A 14,213-nucleotide genomic window follows, 5' to 3' on the forward strand; every position below is an offset into this window, starting at 1 on the left:
TGGCGCGGCGGCTCCGTTCGTTCGGGGGCCGCCGTTTCTTTAACGGTCTGAGATTGCACACAGTTAGTCGACGGAGGCTCTGATGATTGCAACATGTATTTTCTTTAAATTCACCCGCACCGTGCTGCTCGGCATGGCAGCCTGCCTGTTTGTCACGACATCCGTGCTCGCCCAGACAGATCCATTGCCCTCGTGGAACAACACCGGGGCCAAGGCGGCCATCGTTGCCTTTGTGGACAGGGTAACCGCGGAAAATACGCCTGGTTATGTGCCCGAGGTCGAACGCATCGCGGTCTTTGACAATGACGGCACACTGTGGACCGAGCAGCCGATGTACGTGCAACTCGCCTTCGCACTTGATCGTGTCAAGACGGAAGCTGCCACCCACCCGGAATGGAAGGACACGCAGCCGTTCAAGGCCGTGCTCGACAACGACATGAAAGCCCTTGCCGCAACGGGAGAAAAGGGACTTGTAGAGTTGGTCCTGGCGACCCATAGCGGGATGACAACGGAGGAATTCCAGAAGATCGCCTCCGACTGGATCGCCACGGCGCGCCAACCGAGGTTCAATAAACCCTATACCGAGCTGGTCTATCAGCCAATGCTCGAACTGCTCGCCTATCTGCGTGAAAACGGCTTCAAGACGTTCATCGTCTCCGGTGGAGGCGTGGAGTTCATTCGCCCCTGGGCCGAGCAGGTCTACGGGGTCCCACCTGAGCAAGTCATCGGGTCGACCATCAAAACGCAGTTCGAGATGCGTGAGGGCGTGTCGACCTTGTTTCGCCTGCCACAGATCGACTTTATCGATGACAAGGCCGGCAAGCCTGTTGCGATCAACCAGTTTATTGGCCGCCGGCCGATCGCCGCCTTCGGAAATTCTGACGGCGACCTCGAAATGCTCCAATGGACCACGTTAGGCGGCACGACCACTCGCTTCGGCCTGATCGTCCATCATACCGATGCGGAGCGCGAATACGCATATGACCGCGACAGCCCGTTCGGCCGCCTCGACAAGGCACTGGATGCCGCGGCCGACAACAATTGGACGGTGGTCGACATGAAGGCAGACTGGAAGCAGATCTTTCCCGCGAAATGAAGCCGAGCGTTTCGCACGCGGCATCGCCGATATTTCCAATGGGGAGGAGAAATCACAATGAGGATCAATCGCATCGCGGGTTTGATAGGCTGTGTCGTCTCCCCCTTCCTCCCTTCTACTAGCCGGAAGCCTATTCCAGTAAACAGAAGAGCAATTGGTCCCGAGAAACGTGCCAAGCATCGCTGACCAAGGCTACCTCGGTTCGTTCCTTTGCCGATGCTTCGGCTGCGCCGCTCCGTGCGTCCTGATCATTTTTGGAGTAGTGGGAGGCGTGAGATTGAAGATTGCATTCTGTCTAGCGGCTGTTTCTCGGACGGCACTGCTGACTTGCGGATTATCGGTGTTCGCCGCCGCCGCTACGGCGGAAATGGCTGTGCCGCCTGCCGCGGACCCGCAGATCGAAATTCACGATAGCTTCGTAGATGAGAAGGCGTGTGCTTCCTGCCACGCTGGTCAAGCCGCCGCATTCGCGAAATCCCACCATGCAAAGGCGATGGCTCTTGCCAACGAGAAGACGGTGCTCGCCGATTTCAACAATACCCAGTTCGAATGGAACAGCGTCAAGGCAGTTTTTTCCCGCCGGGATGGCCGCTTCTTCGTTAGCACCGAAGGGCCTGACGGCAAACCGGCGGACTTCGAGGTGAAGTACACGTTTGCCTACGAGCCTCTGCAGCAGTACCTGGTCGATCTTGGGGGTGGCAAGCTGCAGGCTCTCGACATCGCCTGGGACACGCAAAAGCAAAAATGGTTCTGGCTCGGCGAAGGCTCCTCGGCGAAACCTGGCTCGACGTTTCACTGGACAGGCCCGTTCTATCGATGGAACCGCACCTGCATCGACTGTCATTCCACCGATCCCCAGACCAACTTCCAGCCGCAGACGGACGAGTATCAATCATCCTATGTCGCGACCAGCATCGGCTGCCAGTCCTGCCACGGCGGCGGTGCAAAACATGTCGAATGGGCGAGAGCCAAGGTCGGGAATGCTCAAACGGCAGCAATTGCGGGCCTCGGCCTGTCGAAGGTCGATGCGAACACTTGCTTCGCCTGCCACGCGCGGCGCGCCCGGCTTGTCGATGGCTATCAGCCGGGAGGCACCTTTCTCGACAATTTTTCCCCGGCGTTGCTGCGTAGCGATCTCTACTTTCCGGACGGACAGATTCTGGATGAGGTCTTCGAATACGGATCGTTCCAGCAGAGCAAGATGGCGAGAGCAGGTGTGACGTGTTTCGACTGCCACCGTCCGCATGAGGGCAGCGTCAAGGCCGTTGGAAACGCGCTATGCACCCAATGCCACACCCAGAATGCGCCAAAGCGCTTTGCCAGCACCGATCCGGGCGGCGCTTTCGACACTCCAGCCCATACGCATCATCCGGAAGGCTCCGCTGGCGCGCTCTGCGCCAACTGCCATATGCCCGAGCGGACATACATGAAGGTCGATCGTCGGCGTGACCATTCTTTCGTGATTCCGCGCCCAGACCTTTCCGACATGTACGGAACGCCGAACGCCTGTACGTCGTGCCACGACGGGAGGTCGAACAAGTGGGCATCGGAGACCCTGGATACTTGGTTTGGTGCAGGCTGGCGCAAGCGGCCGACGATCGCACATGCGTTCGCCGCCGCGGCGAAAAACGACGCTGCCTCGATCGAGGCCTTGCGGGCATTCGTCGGGGACGAAAAACAAGCTGGAATAGTCAAAGGAAGCGCCATTGCCGAGATGAGCAGGCTCGCTGGAGCTGACGTCGCCGCAGACGTGACGGCGGCGGCGGAGAGCCCCGATCCGCTGGTGCGTCTGGGGGCAGCCGAGGCCGCTGCCAACCTGCCGCGGGAGTATCGGCTTGATGCCATCGGCGGACTTGTCAGCGACGACGTACGCGCCGTGCGGGTGGCTACTGCCAGGGCACTAGGAAGCACGCAGTCGCTGGACTTCCTCGGTGATCGACGTCGTGATTTCGACCGTGCGGTGGCCGATTTGAAAGCGTATGTTCAAGCGAACGCGCACGTTGCCGAGACACAAAGCAGCTATGGAACGTTTCTGCTTGAACAAGGACGTCCAGAGGAAGCGGAGAAAGCGCTCCGTCAGGCGATCCATCTCGATCCAACCCTTGCGGGCGCGCGCATCAACCTCGCCGAACTCTACCGCGCAACAGGGGAGGGCGAGAAATCCGAACAAACCTACGCTGAAGCCGTGGCAACCGATCCGGATCGAGCCGACCTTCGCTACGGGCATGGCTTGTCGCTTGTGCGTCAGAAGGCAATGGAGGAGGCGATAGAAGAACTGAACGCGGCCGTGCGCCTGGATCCCGTCAATCCCAGATACAGGACGACAGCGGCGATTGCCCTGGATTCAGTCGGGCGAACGGAGCAGGCGTTTGCGCTCTTCGATGCTGCTGCCTTAAGCGGAGCAACTGACGCCAGTCTGCTCGGCACGGCAATTCAGATCGGTCTCAAACTCCGCCGTTATGCCGAGACGCTCCAATTTGCAGAGGCCTTGGCCCGTCTGCAGCCGGACAATTTACAGATTGCAGAACTCATCAGGCAATTAAAGGATGCAGTTGAGCATGGTAGATAAGCTCTGAGCTTTGCATTCGTGGCGGTCGGATCGTGCGCTAGCCTTCTTGCGACGTGACGGGATGCCGGCCAGGCTTGGTTGACGACGGTTGTCACCGAGCATTGGCCGCGGATTGCCAGCTTGCTCTCTAAACCTGCCCGGCGGTGTGGGCTAGCGGCAGCTTGATGGCATGCGGTCCGATGTTCAGGCCAATCTGCAGGCTGTCGGCGATGCGCCTCGCGCGGTCGAGAAAGAAGGCTGCGGCCTCGCCCTTGCAATGTTTGCCGACAGTCCCTTCGAAGATTTCCAGCCAGTGATTGAAATGCTCGGGAACAAGATCGAGACCCTGGTGGGCGACATGGGGCTTCCCGCCATAGCGTCCCGTTTTCAGGGCTATCGACGACCAGAAGTCGACCAGCGTTGAAAGGTGCAGATCCCAATGTTCGCCAATGCGGGCGTTGAAGATCGGCCCGAGCATGGGATCGTGGCGGATGCGGCCGTAGAAGTCGTGAACGACCGCTCTTATCAGTTCTTCGGACATGCTGGCTGGAAGCAGTGTCGCACACATGGTCTTCACCGATGCTTTGTGGTTCACCATTCCCTACAGCGCCGCGCGTCTTATTAGGCGCGCAAAGGTCGTTGTAGCACTTTGAATGGCTGCATGTTTTATCCTTAAATCGAATAGGATTTAAGGAAACATGCAGTAGGCCACGAGGTCGGCGCTGTAAATCCGCGGCCATGCGGCATGGTGTCGTCCTGACATAGGCCGTTCGGGTGGTCGAACGATGATCGCTTGCGTCAGCGCAAAGAGGCTCCACCGCTTTGCGCCTACCAAGGACGTGGACGAGCTCGCGTGGAGAAACCGTCTTCACGGACTAGGCGGAGATGCAGGACATGATCGAGTTTGGGATGAGGGATGAGACATTGTGCGATTGCACGATCGAGGTCGCCGAGTGGTTCGCCTGCATGCCGGGGTATAATGCTGAGGCCGGGCAGTTACTCGATCTTCTGGCGCACCGCCTCGAGAGAATACGCGACCGCTCGGAACGGGCGAGAACCATGCCGGACGCGCGCCTGTCGACCTCGACGACACTCGTTTGAGGGTGGCCATTGAGATCATCGCTAGATGCTGTTTGCATACCAGAACGTCTCGACACGCCGTCAATGTCGGGCCCCGGCTTGAGATATTTGCGAATGGCGCTCTATCCTTCATGACGAAAACCTGGTCCTCAGAGAGATCCGTTCAATGCTGACATTGACCAATAGGCGGGTTATCCGCGTCGAACGCGACCCCGAGGGCGATTTTTCCGTGCCGGCGCCAACGATGTCATCGGCACTCCGCCTGCCCCCGGCGGAGTTGAAAAACCGCCTGAGCCGAGGCGAGGTCAAGAGCCAGGTCGAGGTCGGTCAGGGCGAGCACGTTGGAACGTTCAGGCTAACGCTGCGATGTGGCGGTCGCTGCTGGACTGCGACGGTGTCTGCGGACGGAACGGTCATCGACGAAGTCTTTTCGTTTGATCGCGAGCGCTTGGCGAACTGGCGCCGGCGTCACCTGGACGCAAGCCAGCGTCGCTGACAGGCGCCAGGTTTGTCTTGGCATCGGGTGCGTCGGCCTCGTTACGCGCCGAGACCAAAGCGCCTCCGAGTGCCTGCCTGGCTCAAAAGATCCGCGCCAAGATCGGTCCGGGTATCGATCAGGGCCTTTATCTCTTGCGGCTCCATGAGGCTGAAGGCTGTCGACAGCGCATCCGCTGTGACCGCGTCATCGGCGACAACGCTCACGCGCCGATAAGACTGCATCGTCAAGCCGGTGCGGGGATCGAGAATATGCGACAGCCGTCCCGCCTCATCAAAACTGAAGCCTGCAATGCCAGACGTCGCGACCGCCCTGTCGACGAGCGGTAAAACGATGTCTGAGGCAGCGTCCACGTCGCTTGCCGCCAGCCCAACCTGCCATGGGCTGCCATCTGCGCGGGCCCCGATCGTCCGGCTTTCCCCCATATGGACCAGGCTGCTCGCCACGCCGTTTTGACGAAGCAGATCGACGATGCGATCGGTAATGTAGCCCTGTGCTATGCCGTTCAGAGTCAGAGCCATGTCAGGCATTGCAAACGCGATCCGGTCGCCATTGAACCGGACACGGGTGAGGTCGACGTAAGCCAGTGCCTGTCGGATTGCGCGTGCCGACGGACCGCGCTGATCGGAGGACGGTTTGGCGAAATGATCGGCATAGAGCGTCCAGAGCGGTTGAACCGTCGGATCGAATGTGCCGCCGGTCATTTTGTGAAAGGACGCGCAGATTTCAAGAAGATGTACCAGTTCCGCCGGCGGGGCGACGAGCGCGCCCATCCTGTTCAAGACCGAAAGGGCTGAATCACTGCGGTAGAGGCTGAATATCGCCTCCAGACGGTCAATTTCGACCACGACTCTGTCCAGCAGTCGGCGTGCCACTGCTTCGTCTTCATGATTAAGGATCAGTGTTGCCGATGCCCCAAGCGCCTGGCCACTCCACGTGACCGGACGCAGGGCCGCTCTGGCTGCGCCGGGTAATGGCAGCAGAGGCAGGCCTATGGTCGCCCCGATGATAGCGATTGCACGCCGCCGCCCGATAATCCTAGTCATGACTAGCCTCCGCCGGTTCGGAAAATGATGTCAACGCAGGCGATGCCCCATCTGCTCCCAGCACATAGTCTTGCGGTATGTTGCCAAAGCCGACGATTTGGCCGCCATGCCTTTCGGTGAAGCTGAGCGCATCTTGCCTTGAGGAGAAGGGAACGGCCTCGGCTGCCCCCATGCCGCCACGCAATCTGCTGCCGACGACATAAAAGGCGCTTTTGGCGTCGATCCAGTTGTCCGCTCCGGGCTTCTCCCAGGTCGGCGCCTTGCCCATGTCAGAGACGTAGATAGCGGCGATCTCCTTTGGTTCTTCTGGCAGCAAGGTGAAGGCGACTGTGTCGCGGGCCGACGAAAACCAGATCGGTTCGGGTATCTGCTTGAGGATGACCTGACCCTTCGGGCCGGGATGTTCGAGCACGTTCATGCCGCAATAGCGCCCCATGGCGTCGTCGGTCAGTGAATATGGAAGAGGCGGGCTGTCTGCTTCTTCGGCGGCACATCCAACCAGCACGAAGGCACTCATCGCCACGGCGACGAGGTTGCGCGTTTTCATAGCTCTCTCCTTGAGAATATCGCAGTGGCTACCGCAAGCGGCGCAAATGTCCATGACACCAGCGCCAGGATGAGCCCGGTCTTGCCGAGTGCCGATTGCTCGGCCACGCCACCCATCCCCGACAGCGACGCTGCGTCGCCCGAGCCCAGATTGAGCAGTCGATAGGCGTCGGTCGGATTGAGCAGCAGCAAGGTATCGAGCAGGCCCGCCGGCAGTGCCTGGCCTTGCCCTGCCACAAGCGCCCCGAGCAGGGCCATGTCATAGATCAGAACGAAAAACAGCCACACCGCGATTGCGATGCCGCCAGCAGTGCTGCGTTCGCTGGCAACGGTGCTTGCGAGGTAGCCGATCGCGATGAAGACCGCGCCCAACAGGACGGACGAGCCGATCATGGAGGCGAAAGCAAGCCAGCTTGAGCGCGCTATGTTGCCATCGACGACTGCAAGTGCAACGGCGGCAGCGCCATAGCCGCAAAGCGTTGCAAACAGCAGGATCGTCAGGTGACCTGTAAACTTCCCAATGAGAATCTGCCTGCGGCCGATGGGATAACTGAGCAACAACAACATCGTGCCACGCTCGGTTTCGCCGACGATCGCATCGTGCGAGAGCAGGAGCGCGATGAGCGGAACAAGAAAAATGGTCAGGCTCGAGAGGCTGACGACGACAATATCAAGCCGGCTGGCACCGACATTGCCTGTCGGCACACTACCGAGGAACGACAAGGTGAGCGCCAGAGCCGCCAGCAGAAGGGTCGTCGCCACGACCCAGCGGTTGCGCATGCCCTCCTGGATCTCCTTGCGCGCAATGATCATGATGTTGTTCATCGGCTATCCTTTTGACCCTGAAGGAAGTGTGCGTAGAGTTCGTCGAGGGTCGGCTCCAGGACGACGAGGTTTGCAATCCCCAATGCGGCGGCGCTCAAACGGTGCAGGACGGCGAGCTTGTCCTCCTGCCTGACCTCTATTTCCAGATCGCCGTCGTGGTGTTTGACGACCTGGCCCGCGATTTCCTCCTCAAGCGACTTTCCAGCCTTGGTGGTCACGCGAATGCGGGTTGGCAGCCTTGCAAGCTTGCGAAGATCATCGAGGGTGCCGTCTGCGATCTTGTTGCCACCGTTGACGATGATGACGCGATCGGCACGTCCCTCGAGTTCCGTCAGCGCGTGCGACGAAAGCAGGATCGTCGTTCCCTTGGCGCGCAAGGCCTCGATGAGTTCGTAAAAATTGTGCCTCAGCGCCGGGTCAAGCCCGCTCGTGGGTTCGTCGAGAAGCAGGACATGTGGGTCGCCAAGCAGAGCCTGGGCCAAGCCGAGACGCTGGCGCATCCCCTTCGAATAGGTTCGCACCGGCCGGTCAACTGCCGCCCTGGAAAGGCCGACGCGATCGAAAAGTTCGGTCGCAGTGGTCGTGTCAGCGCGCTTCAGGCGGGCATAAAAGGCAAGCGTTTCCCGACCGGTCAGGGCGAGGTGAAAGGACACGCTCTCAGGCAGATAGCCAAGTCTTGCGCGAACGCCGAAATCGCCTGAGGCCGGGTCTTCGCCAAGGACGCTGACCCGGCCCGTCGTCGGTCGGATAAGGCCGAGCATCAGTTTGATCAAGGTCGTCTTGCCGGCGCCGTTATGGCCGACAAGGGCGATCGTTTCACCGGCACCCAGCTCAAACGAGACGTCTCGAAGAGCCTCCGTCTTGCCATAGTTCTTGCCTGCATTGGTGACGCTCACCGTAGGTGTCATGGTTGCTGGTCCTCGTCGTCCGGGCGCATCATCAGGGGATGGCTGTCGATTACGCCGCCCGGCAACAGCGCCGGAAAGCGCGACTGGGCAAAGCGAATGACTTGAACGGCCGGGCTTGTGATCAGAACCTTGGCCTGCGGTGCGGTCCAAAGTACCCGGTCGATCAAGTCGTTCGGCCGGTAGGGATTGTCGCCGACCCCGTCACCATTGAGATCGAAGGCCGGATTGTCGCTCCAGTAATTGCCGCGGCCATTTTCGGACCAGTCGAGATACCGGGCGCCGACATATTTGACCTGGTTTCGATTGTTGATGAAGGCATTGTCGGACAGTGCATTGCCCTCCGAGCCCGCCGTGAAGTGAATGCCGATCGAGCAGCCCTCAAAGACATTGCCGCGGAAGCGGTTCTTGTTGGCGTTGTAGATGAAGACGCATTTTTCCGGCCCCAATCGGACGGCCGTCCCCTCGGCAAACGTGTCTTGCGCGGCCGGCAGCCCGTGTTCGGGTTTTTCCTTGGCTCCACCGTTCGCCATCCAACGGTCGGAATTCTGAAGCCGCCCGCGTACGACGTTTCCGGTGATCTTGGAGCTGTTGGCGTAGTTGAGGAGCAGGCCGTGATCGCGATCGCCGTCCGAGACATTTCCGATGATCTTCAGGCGGCTTGAAAACATGATGGCGTAGCCGACAGAATTGCCGGTGGAGATGTTGCCGCTGATCTCGCTGTCGTTGGTGTACATGTAGTGGATGGCAAAGCGCAGGTTCTCAAACCTGTTCCCGTTGAACACGTTGCGTTTGCTGGCGTTGGTCGCGATCCCATCGCGTCCGAAGCTGATAGTGTTGTCGATGACACGTGCCCCGGGAGCGTTCCAGACCGTGACGCCGTTGCCGGTTTCGCTGAAGCGCCTGTCCTTCGTCCCGACAATGCGATTGCCGCGCGCCAGGGATCGGGCGGCGCCATGCAGGTAGATGCCATAGAGATTGCCGATGATCTCGTTGTCTTCAACGGATGCACCTTTTGCCGTCGCGGCAACGAAAACACCGGAGTCCATGGTTTCAAGGTTGCTGCCCGAACCCTCGATCCGAAGCCCGCGCAGGATCGTGTCAGCGGCGTTGATGGTGACGACGCTGCCCTTGCCACTACCGAGAATGGTCGCGCCAGGCTCGCCGATCAGCGAGATCGCGCTGTCGATCGTAACTGGCCCCAGAAAGCGCGCCGGTGGCAATATGAGCGTGTCGCCGGGCGTTGCGGCTTCGATGACATCTTGCAGCCTGGCATCAGCGTCGACACGGATCGTCGCAGCGCAAGCGGTGCCGATGGCGGCGCAGAGCGCCGCCATCGAAACACCGAGCATGAGAGTGCGCGCGTGCATCAGGCCTTCTTCGGCTCGACGAGCATGCGGCCCTTCATTTCCATGTGCATCGCATGGCAGAACCAGGAGCAGTAATACCACCACACGCCGGGCTTATCGGCGCGGAATGTGACGGAGGCTGTCGCCTGGGGCGCCACTTCCATATTGATGCCATAGTTGATGATCGAGAAGCCGTGCGTCAGATCCTCCACCTCATCGATGTTGGTGATGTAGACGGTCACTTCGTCGCCCTGCTTGACCGTGAAGCTTTCGAGGCCAAAGGCCGGTGCGGCCGAAGTCATGTAGACACGCACTTTGTCGCCATCCCGAATGACTTCGGAATCAATCAAAAGATCGATACCGTCCTTCTTTGCCTGAGCCACGGCATCGGCAAAGAAGACATCGTCCCGGCTCCAGACGCTCACCGGATTGATCTTGGAATTGTGGACGATCGTCGCGTCATGCGGCTCGGCGAAGGTCGGATTATCGTGCACCAGAACCATCTGGTCGCCCGAAATGTCGATCAGCTGATCGTTTTCCGGCTTCAACGGACCGACGTTCAAATAGCGGTCCTTGGAGAACTTGTTCAGCGAGATCAGCCATTTGCCATCGGCGTCTTTTGTCTGTCCCATGGACGTGTGGTTGTGTCCGGGCTGGTAGTGGACATCAAGCTTCTGGCGGATCGGGTCTACCTTTTCGCCGGCAAAGGCTCGTTTGGCGTCGTCGATGTTCCACTTGCAGATCTGGCTGTCGATGAACAGCGTGGTATAGGCATTGCCCTTGCCGTCATAGGCCGTGTGCAGCGGCCCGAGACCAAGCTCCGGCTCGGCAACAACGGTGTCCCTCGGCTTGATCTTGTCGGCGAAAAGGTCGTCGAATTTGCGCACATCCATGACCGTAACAGTGGGCGAGAGCTTGCCGTTGGCGACGATGTGAATACCGTCAGGCGCAGTGTTCATTCCATGCGGTCCGTTCGATACGGGGATGTAGCGCGTATAGGGTGAGCCGTGGCGACCATCGAGGACGGGGACGCCGCCCATCTCCTTGAATTCGCCCTTTGCGACGGCCTCCTCGATCCGCTTGAGGTCAAAGACAACCACCCAATCCTGGTCCTTGGCCATCATCTCCGCAAGATTGACGCCCTCTTCGGAATTGTAGCAGGTGGCGAAGGCATATTTGCCCTGGTAGTCGGCATCGACATTGTCGAGGTTGCCGTCGATCATGACCTGCCAGGCGACCTTCATGGTCTCGCCGTCCACGGCGGTGAATATGGCGTGATACTGCTTGTGATCGTCGAGAACCGAGCCGTCGTTCGGCACTGGTACACGGTCCTCACCGTTGCAGAAGACATAGCCCGTCTTGGGATATTTCTGTACGCGCAGACCGTGAACCGTATGCTGGTTCGGCAATTGGATGATCTTGTCGCAGCGCATCACGTCGAGGCGAATGCGGCAGACGCGGGTATTTGCCTTGTCGTTGGCAAACAGGTAGCGCCCGTCATAGGTTCCCTCCGTGAATGAGGGGTGCGGATGATGCAGGTCGCCATTGAGATAGATGCCGCCCTTGTCTTCCAGATATGCTTTCGTTTCGGGCAAAAGTCCTTCGGTGAGCACCTTGCGGCTTTCATTGGTCTGGCCCCAGCCGGTGGCGCTGTCGCGATTGAAGACCGGGATACGCATCAGCTCGCGCATGGATGGCAATCCGAGAATGCGCAGTTCGCCGCTGTGTCCGCCGGAGAAGAAGACATAGTATTCATCGAGCTCGCCTGGCTTTACCTCGAAGGGCAAGCCGCCTGTGCCTTGAGCGAATGCCGGTGATGCGGTTGTGCCGGACAGGGCAAGCGCCCCACCAACACCTGCCGCCCCGGCGACGGCCGCCGCGGCTGTCGTGCCGAGAAGCTGACGTCGATTGAGGCGCACTGCTTTGTCTTCTGTTGCCATTTCGATTTCTCCTTGTGTGGATTTCAGATGGGTGTGGCTGGCGGCGGCTCGTCGCGCACGATCGGTTTTCCCTTGTGCGTAACCGCCGTCCTGCTTGGCGCTTCGCCTCGCGATGTGGGGGTCGAAAGGGCCTGAAACTTTTCTCTCTTGAGCCGGACCTGGATCATGTGCGGACAGCGCGTATCGTCCTGGTAGAGTTCCTGGCAGTGCATGCAGTAGATGCACTCGTTGACATTGATCTGCCCTTCAGGGTGGATCGACTGAACCGGACATTCCTTGGCACAGCGCTGGCAGGGCGAGCCGCATTCGGGCCAACGCTTTAGCCATTCGAACATGCGGATGCGTCCTGGAATGGCGAGGGCTGCCCCCAGCGGGCAAAGGTAACGGCAGTAGAAGCGCTCGATAAAAAGACCGGCCGCCAACAGCGTCAGTGCAAAGACGACGAAGGGCCATTCACGGGCGAACTTAAGGACGATCGCGGTCTTGAAGGGCTCGACTTCGGCAAAGACTTCGGCGAGCGCCAGTGAATAGAAGGACAGACCGAAAAGGCCGAGAAAAACGATGTACTTGATCGGCCAGAGACGCTCGTGAAGGCCCCAAGGAACCTTGATCTGCGGTACCTTGAGCCACTTCGCGATGTCGTTGGTCAGTTCCTGAAGGGCGCCGAAGGGGCACAGCCAGCCGCAAAACGGACCACGCCCCCAAAATAGAAGTCCTGCCGCCACGGCGGCCCACAGCAAAAAGATGAGGGGTGCCGACAGGAAGAACTCCCAGCGGAAACCGGTGATCAAGGCGTTTGTGAACGTCAGGACATTGACCACTGAAAGCTGCGCATTGGCGTACCAGCCGAGCCAGACAAGTGCATAGACAAGGAAACCGCGGCGGATCCAGGCAAACAGAATGGGGCGTCGGACGAGCCAGTCCTGGAAGAAGAAGATCGCAGTCAGAAACACAAGTGCCGTTGCGGTGAGGGCGACCGAGACACGGTTCATCTGCCAGATGCTGACCCACAGTGGTTGGCCGTCTGCTTCCTCGCTAACAATTGGCGCTGTGCCGTCAGAAGGGCTGACCTCGAGCGGGTGCGTGTCGGCAACCAGATACTTCTGTGGCAGGGCATAGCCGAGGTTGAAAGGCAATGTCGCCTTGTCTCGCCCACCGGCGCTTCGCTGCACCAGAAGTTGTACCTCCCATGGTGCCGTGACATCGAAGGCGAAGTCGGGCGACACGACAAAAAGGGCGATCTCGCGAAGATGAGGCGCACCTTGCGCTGCAAGCGATGTCAGGCGCATGTGGTCGCGGTCGCGAAACCGCATGCCCTGGCCGTCCTGGAGCAATTCAATCCGATCGAAGATGCCGCCGCGCACATAGCCCGAACCCTTGAAGGAGTAGGCTCCATCGCCCGCGACGAGCAATGCGCTCTGACCGGGTTTAAGGCGTTTGACAAGGCGACCGTAGCCTTCCTCACCGAGCAGGCTTTTGCCGATGGCCGGAACGCTCACGGGCGCTGTGTAAAGGTCGATGAAGCGGTCGTTGGGCGTTACCGTTTCCGGCCGTTCTGCCGCTGTCGTTTGATTGGCCTGGCGAAATGCATCCGACACTTCGCCGACCGTCATTCTAAGGCTGCGGATCGAGCCGTCGCCGAGCAGGCTCTGCCAGTCGGCCGTCTCGTTCATTGCCGGATCGAGCTTGCGGACGGGAGGCGCAGGCTCTTGGGCGACGCTCGCCTTGGTACCAAGGCGATTGCTGCGGATCAGGCGAACGGCCGAACGAACAACACTGTCGCCCATGACCAGAACGGTGACGGTCGCGCCGCTGACGATATCGACCTGTGGCGGTCGCTCCTGTCCCCTCGCAACGCGACCGAGGTCGCGGCCGATGATGGCGTTCAAGGCGGCGACGACCTTGCGTTCCGGAATGCCGATCAGGACGATCGGTTCCTTGTGATCGACAAGTTTGATCCCCTTGACGATGCCGTTTGGATCGATGCCGACGGCGATGTGAATGGGCTTGCCGGAGTAGCCTATAGCGCTGGTGAAATCCGAGTTGAGATAGGCATAGCCGAGCAGTTCGGTACCCCGAAACACCGGCGCGATCGGTGGTTCGCCGACAGTGGCGCCGAAGCGATCTGCACCCGCAAAGAGCTCGGCGGGCACTATCTTTGAAAGATAGTCATCGAGCCCGCCGGCGGCATAGGAGCCGTGTGCTCCAAGCAAAACAAGGAGCGTCGCGAGCATCATGCAGAGCAAGCGGAGACGGTGGCGGTTTTTGTTGTTGTTGCGCATTTCTTGTCGTTCCGTCCCGACAGACTGGCTGCTCGGTTTGGCGGGCATCCTTGTTTCCGGCGAATTGACCGGCAACCTACGCAAAGTCCGATCACCTTCT

12 protein-coding genes are annotated in these 14,213 nt (G+C 59.7%); 4 read left to right on the forward strand and 8 right to left on the reverse strand.

Annotated elements, in window-relative coordinates; all coding sequences use genetic code 11:
• Positions 1-82: 82 nt before the first annotated feature.
• Positions 83-1,096, forward strand: a complete 1,014-nt coding sequence (locus tag ASD00_RS13060) for an HAD family hydrolase (protein WP_057207017.1) — start codon at positions 83-85, stop codon at positions 1,094-1,096.
• A 367-nt stretch (positions 1,097-1,463) separates the two neighbouring features.
• Complete coding sequence (locus tag ASD00_RS13065; protein ID WP_156585574.1) at positions 1,464-3,665, forward strand: tetratricopeptide repeat protein; 2,202 nt, start codon at positions 1,464-1,466, stop codon at positions 3,663-3,665.
• Positions 3,666-3,792: 127 nt separating this feature from the next.
• On the opposite strand, the gene ASD00_RS13070 is transcribed toward ASD00_RS13065, so the two are convergent.
• Positions 3,793-4,242 carry a group III truncated hemoglobin gene (locus ASD00_RS13070; protein ID WP_057207019.1) on the reverse strand — a complete coding sequence of 150 codons (450 nt, stop codon included), beginning with the start codon at positions 4,240-4,242 and terminating at the stop codon, positions 3,793-3,795.
• A gap of 296 nt (positions 4,243-4,538) precedes the next feature.
• Between ASD00_RS13070 and ASD00_RS13075 the strand changes: the two genes are divergently transcribed.
• Together ASD00_RS13075 and ASD00_RS13080 are read left to right on the forward strand one after the other, a co-directional pair.
• Positions 4,539-4,745, forward strand: coding sequence for a hypothetical protein (locus ASD00_RS13075; protein ID WP_128090348.1), 207 nt, complete (start codon positions 4,539-4,541; stop codon positions 4,743-4,745).
• 145 nt (positions 4,746-4,890) lie between these two features.
• Positions 4,891-5,220, forward strand: a complete 330-nt coding sequence (locus tag ASD00_RS13080) for a DUF6522 family protein (protein ID WP_057207022.1) — start codon at positions 4,891-4,893, stop codon at positions 5,218-5,220.
• A gap of 41 nt (positions 5,221-5,261) precedes the next feature.
• Here ASD00_RS13080 and ASD00_RS13085 read toward each other — a convergent pair whose 3' ends face one another.
• From ASD00_RS13085 to ASD00_RS13115, 7 genes are read right to left on the reverse strand one after another with little or no spacing between them, the layout of a single operon-like run.
• Complete coding sequence (locus ASD00_RS13085; RefSeq protein WP_025430425.1) at positions 5,262-6,266, reverse strand: FAD:protein FMN transferase; 1,005 nt, start codon at positions 6,264-6,266, stop codon at positions 5,262-5,264.
• Positions 6,259-6,783, reverse strand: a complete 525-nt coding sequence (locus tag ASD00_RS13090; protein WP_234907795.1) for a nitrous oxide reductase accessory protein NosL — start codon at positions 6,781-6,783, stop codon at positions 6,259-6,261. Before ASD00_RS13090 ends, ASD00_RS13085 begins: the two co-directional genes overlap by 8 nt.
• 26 nt (positions 6,784-6,809) lie before the next feature.
• Positions 6,810-7,637 carry an ABC transporter permease gene (locus tag ASD00_RS13095; RefSeq protein WP_057207023.1) on the reverse strand — a complete coding sequence of 276 codons (828 nt, stop codon included), beginning with the start codon at positions 7,635-7,637 and terminating at the stop codon, positions 6,810-6,812.
• Complete coding sequence (locus tag ASD00_RS13100) at positions 7,634-8,545, reverse strand: ABC transporter ATP-binding protein (RefSeq protein ID WP_025430422.1); 912 nt, start codon at positions 8,543-8,545, stop codon at positions 7,634-7,636. The genes ASD00_RS13095 and ASD00_RS13100 overlap by 4 nt, the downstream gene beginning before the upstream one ends.
• Entirely contained in the window at positions 8,542-9,912 is a 1,371-nt protein-coding gene (locus ASD00_RS13105) for a nitrous oxide reductase family maturation protein NosD (RefSeq protein ID WP_025430421.1), read from the reverse strand. Before ASD00_RS13105 ends, ASD00_RS13100 begins: the two co-directional genes overlap by 4 nt.
• Entirely contained in the window at positions 9,912-11,831 is a 1,920-nt protein-coding gene (nosZ, locus tag ASD00_RS13110; RefSeq protein WP_025430420.1) for a TAT-dependent nitrous-oxide reductase, read from the reverse strand. Before nosZ ends, ASD00_RS13105 begins: the two co-directional genes overlap by 1 nt.
• 23 nt (positions 11,832-11,854) lie before the next feature.
• Positions 11,855-14,113 (reverse strand): NosR/NirI family protein, encoded by a 2,259-nt coding sequence (locus tag ASD00_RS13115; protein ID WP_057207025.1) that lies wholly within the window; start codon positions 14,111-14,113, stop codon positions 11,855-11,857.
• Positions 14,114-14,213: the final 100 nt, after the last annotated feature.

The organism is Ensifer sp. Root31 (assembly GCF_001424825.1).
GTDB classification, from domain to species: domain Bacteria; phylum Pseudomonadota; class Alphaproteobacteria; order Rhizobiales; family Rhizobiaceae; genus Ensifer; species Ensifer canadensis.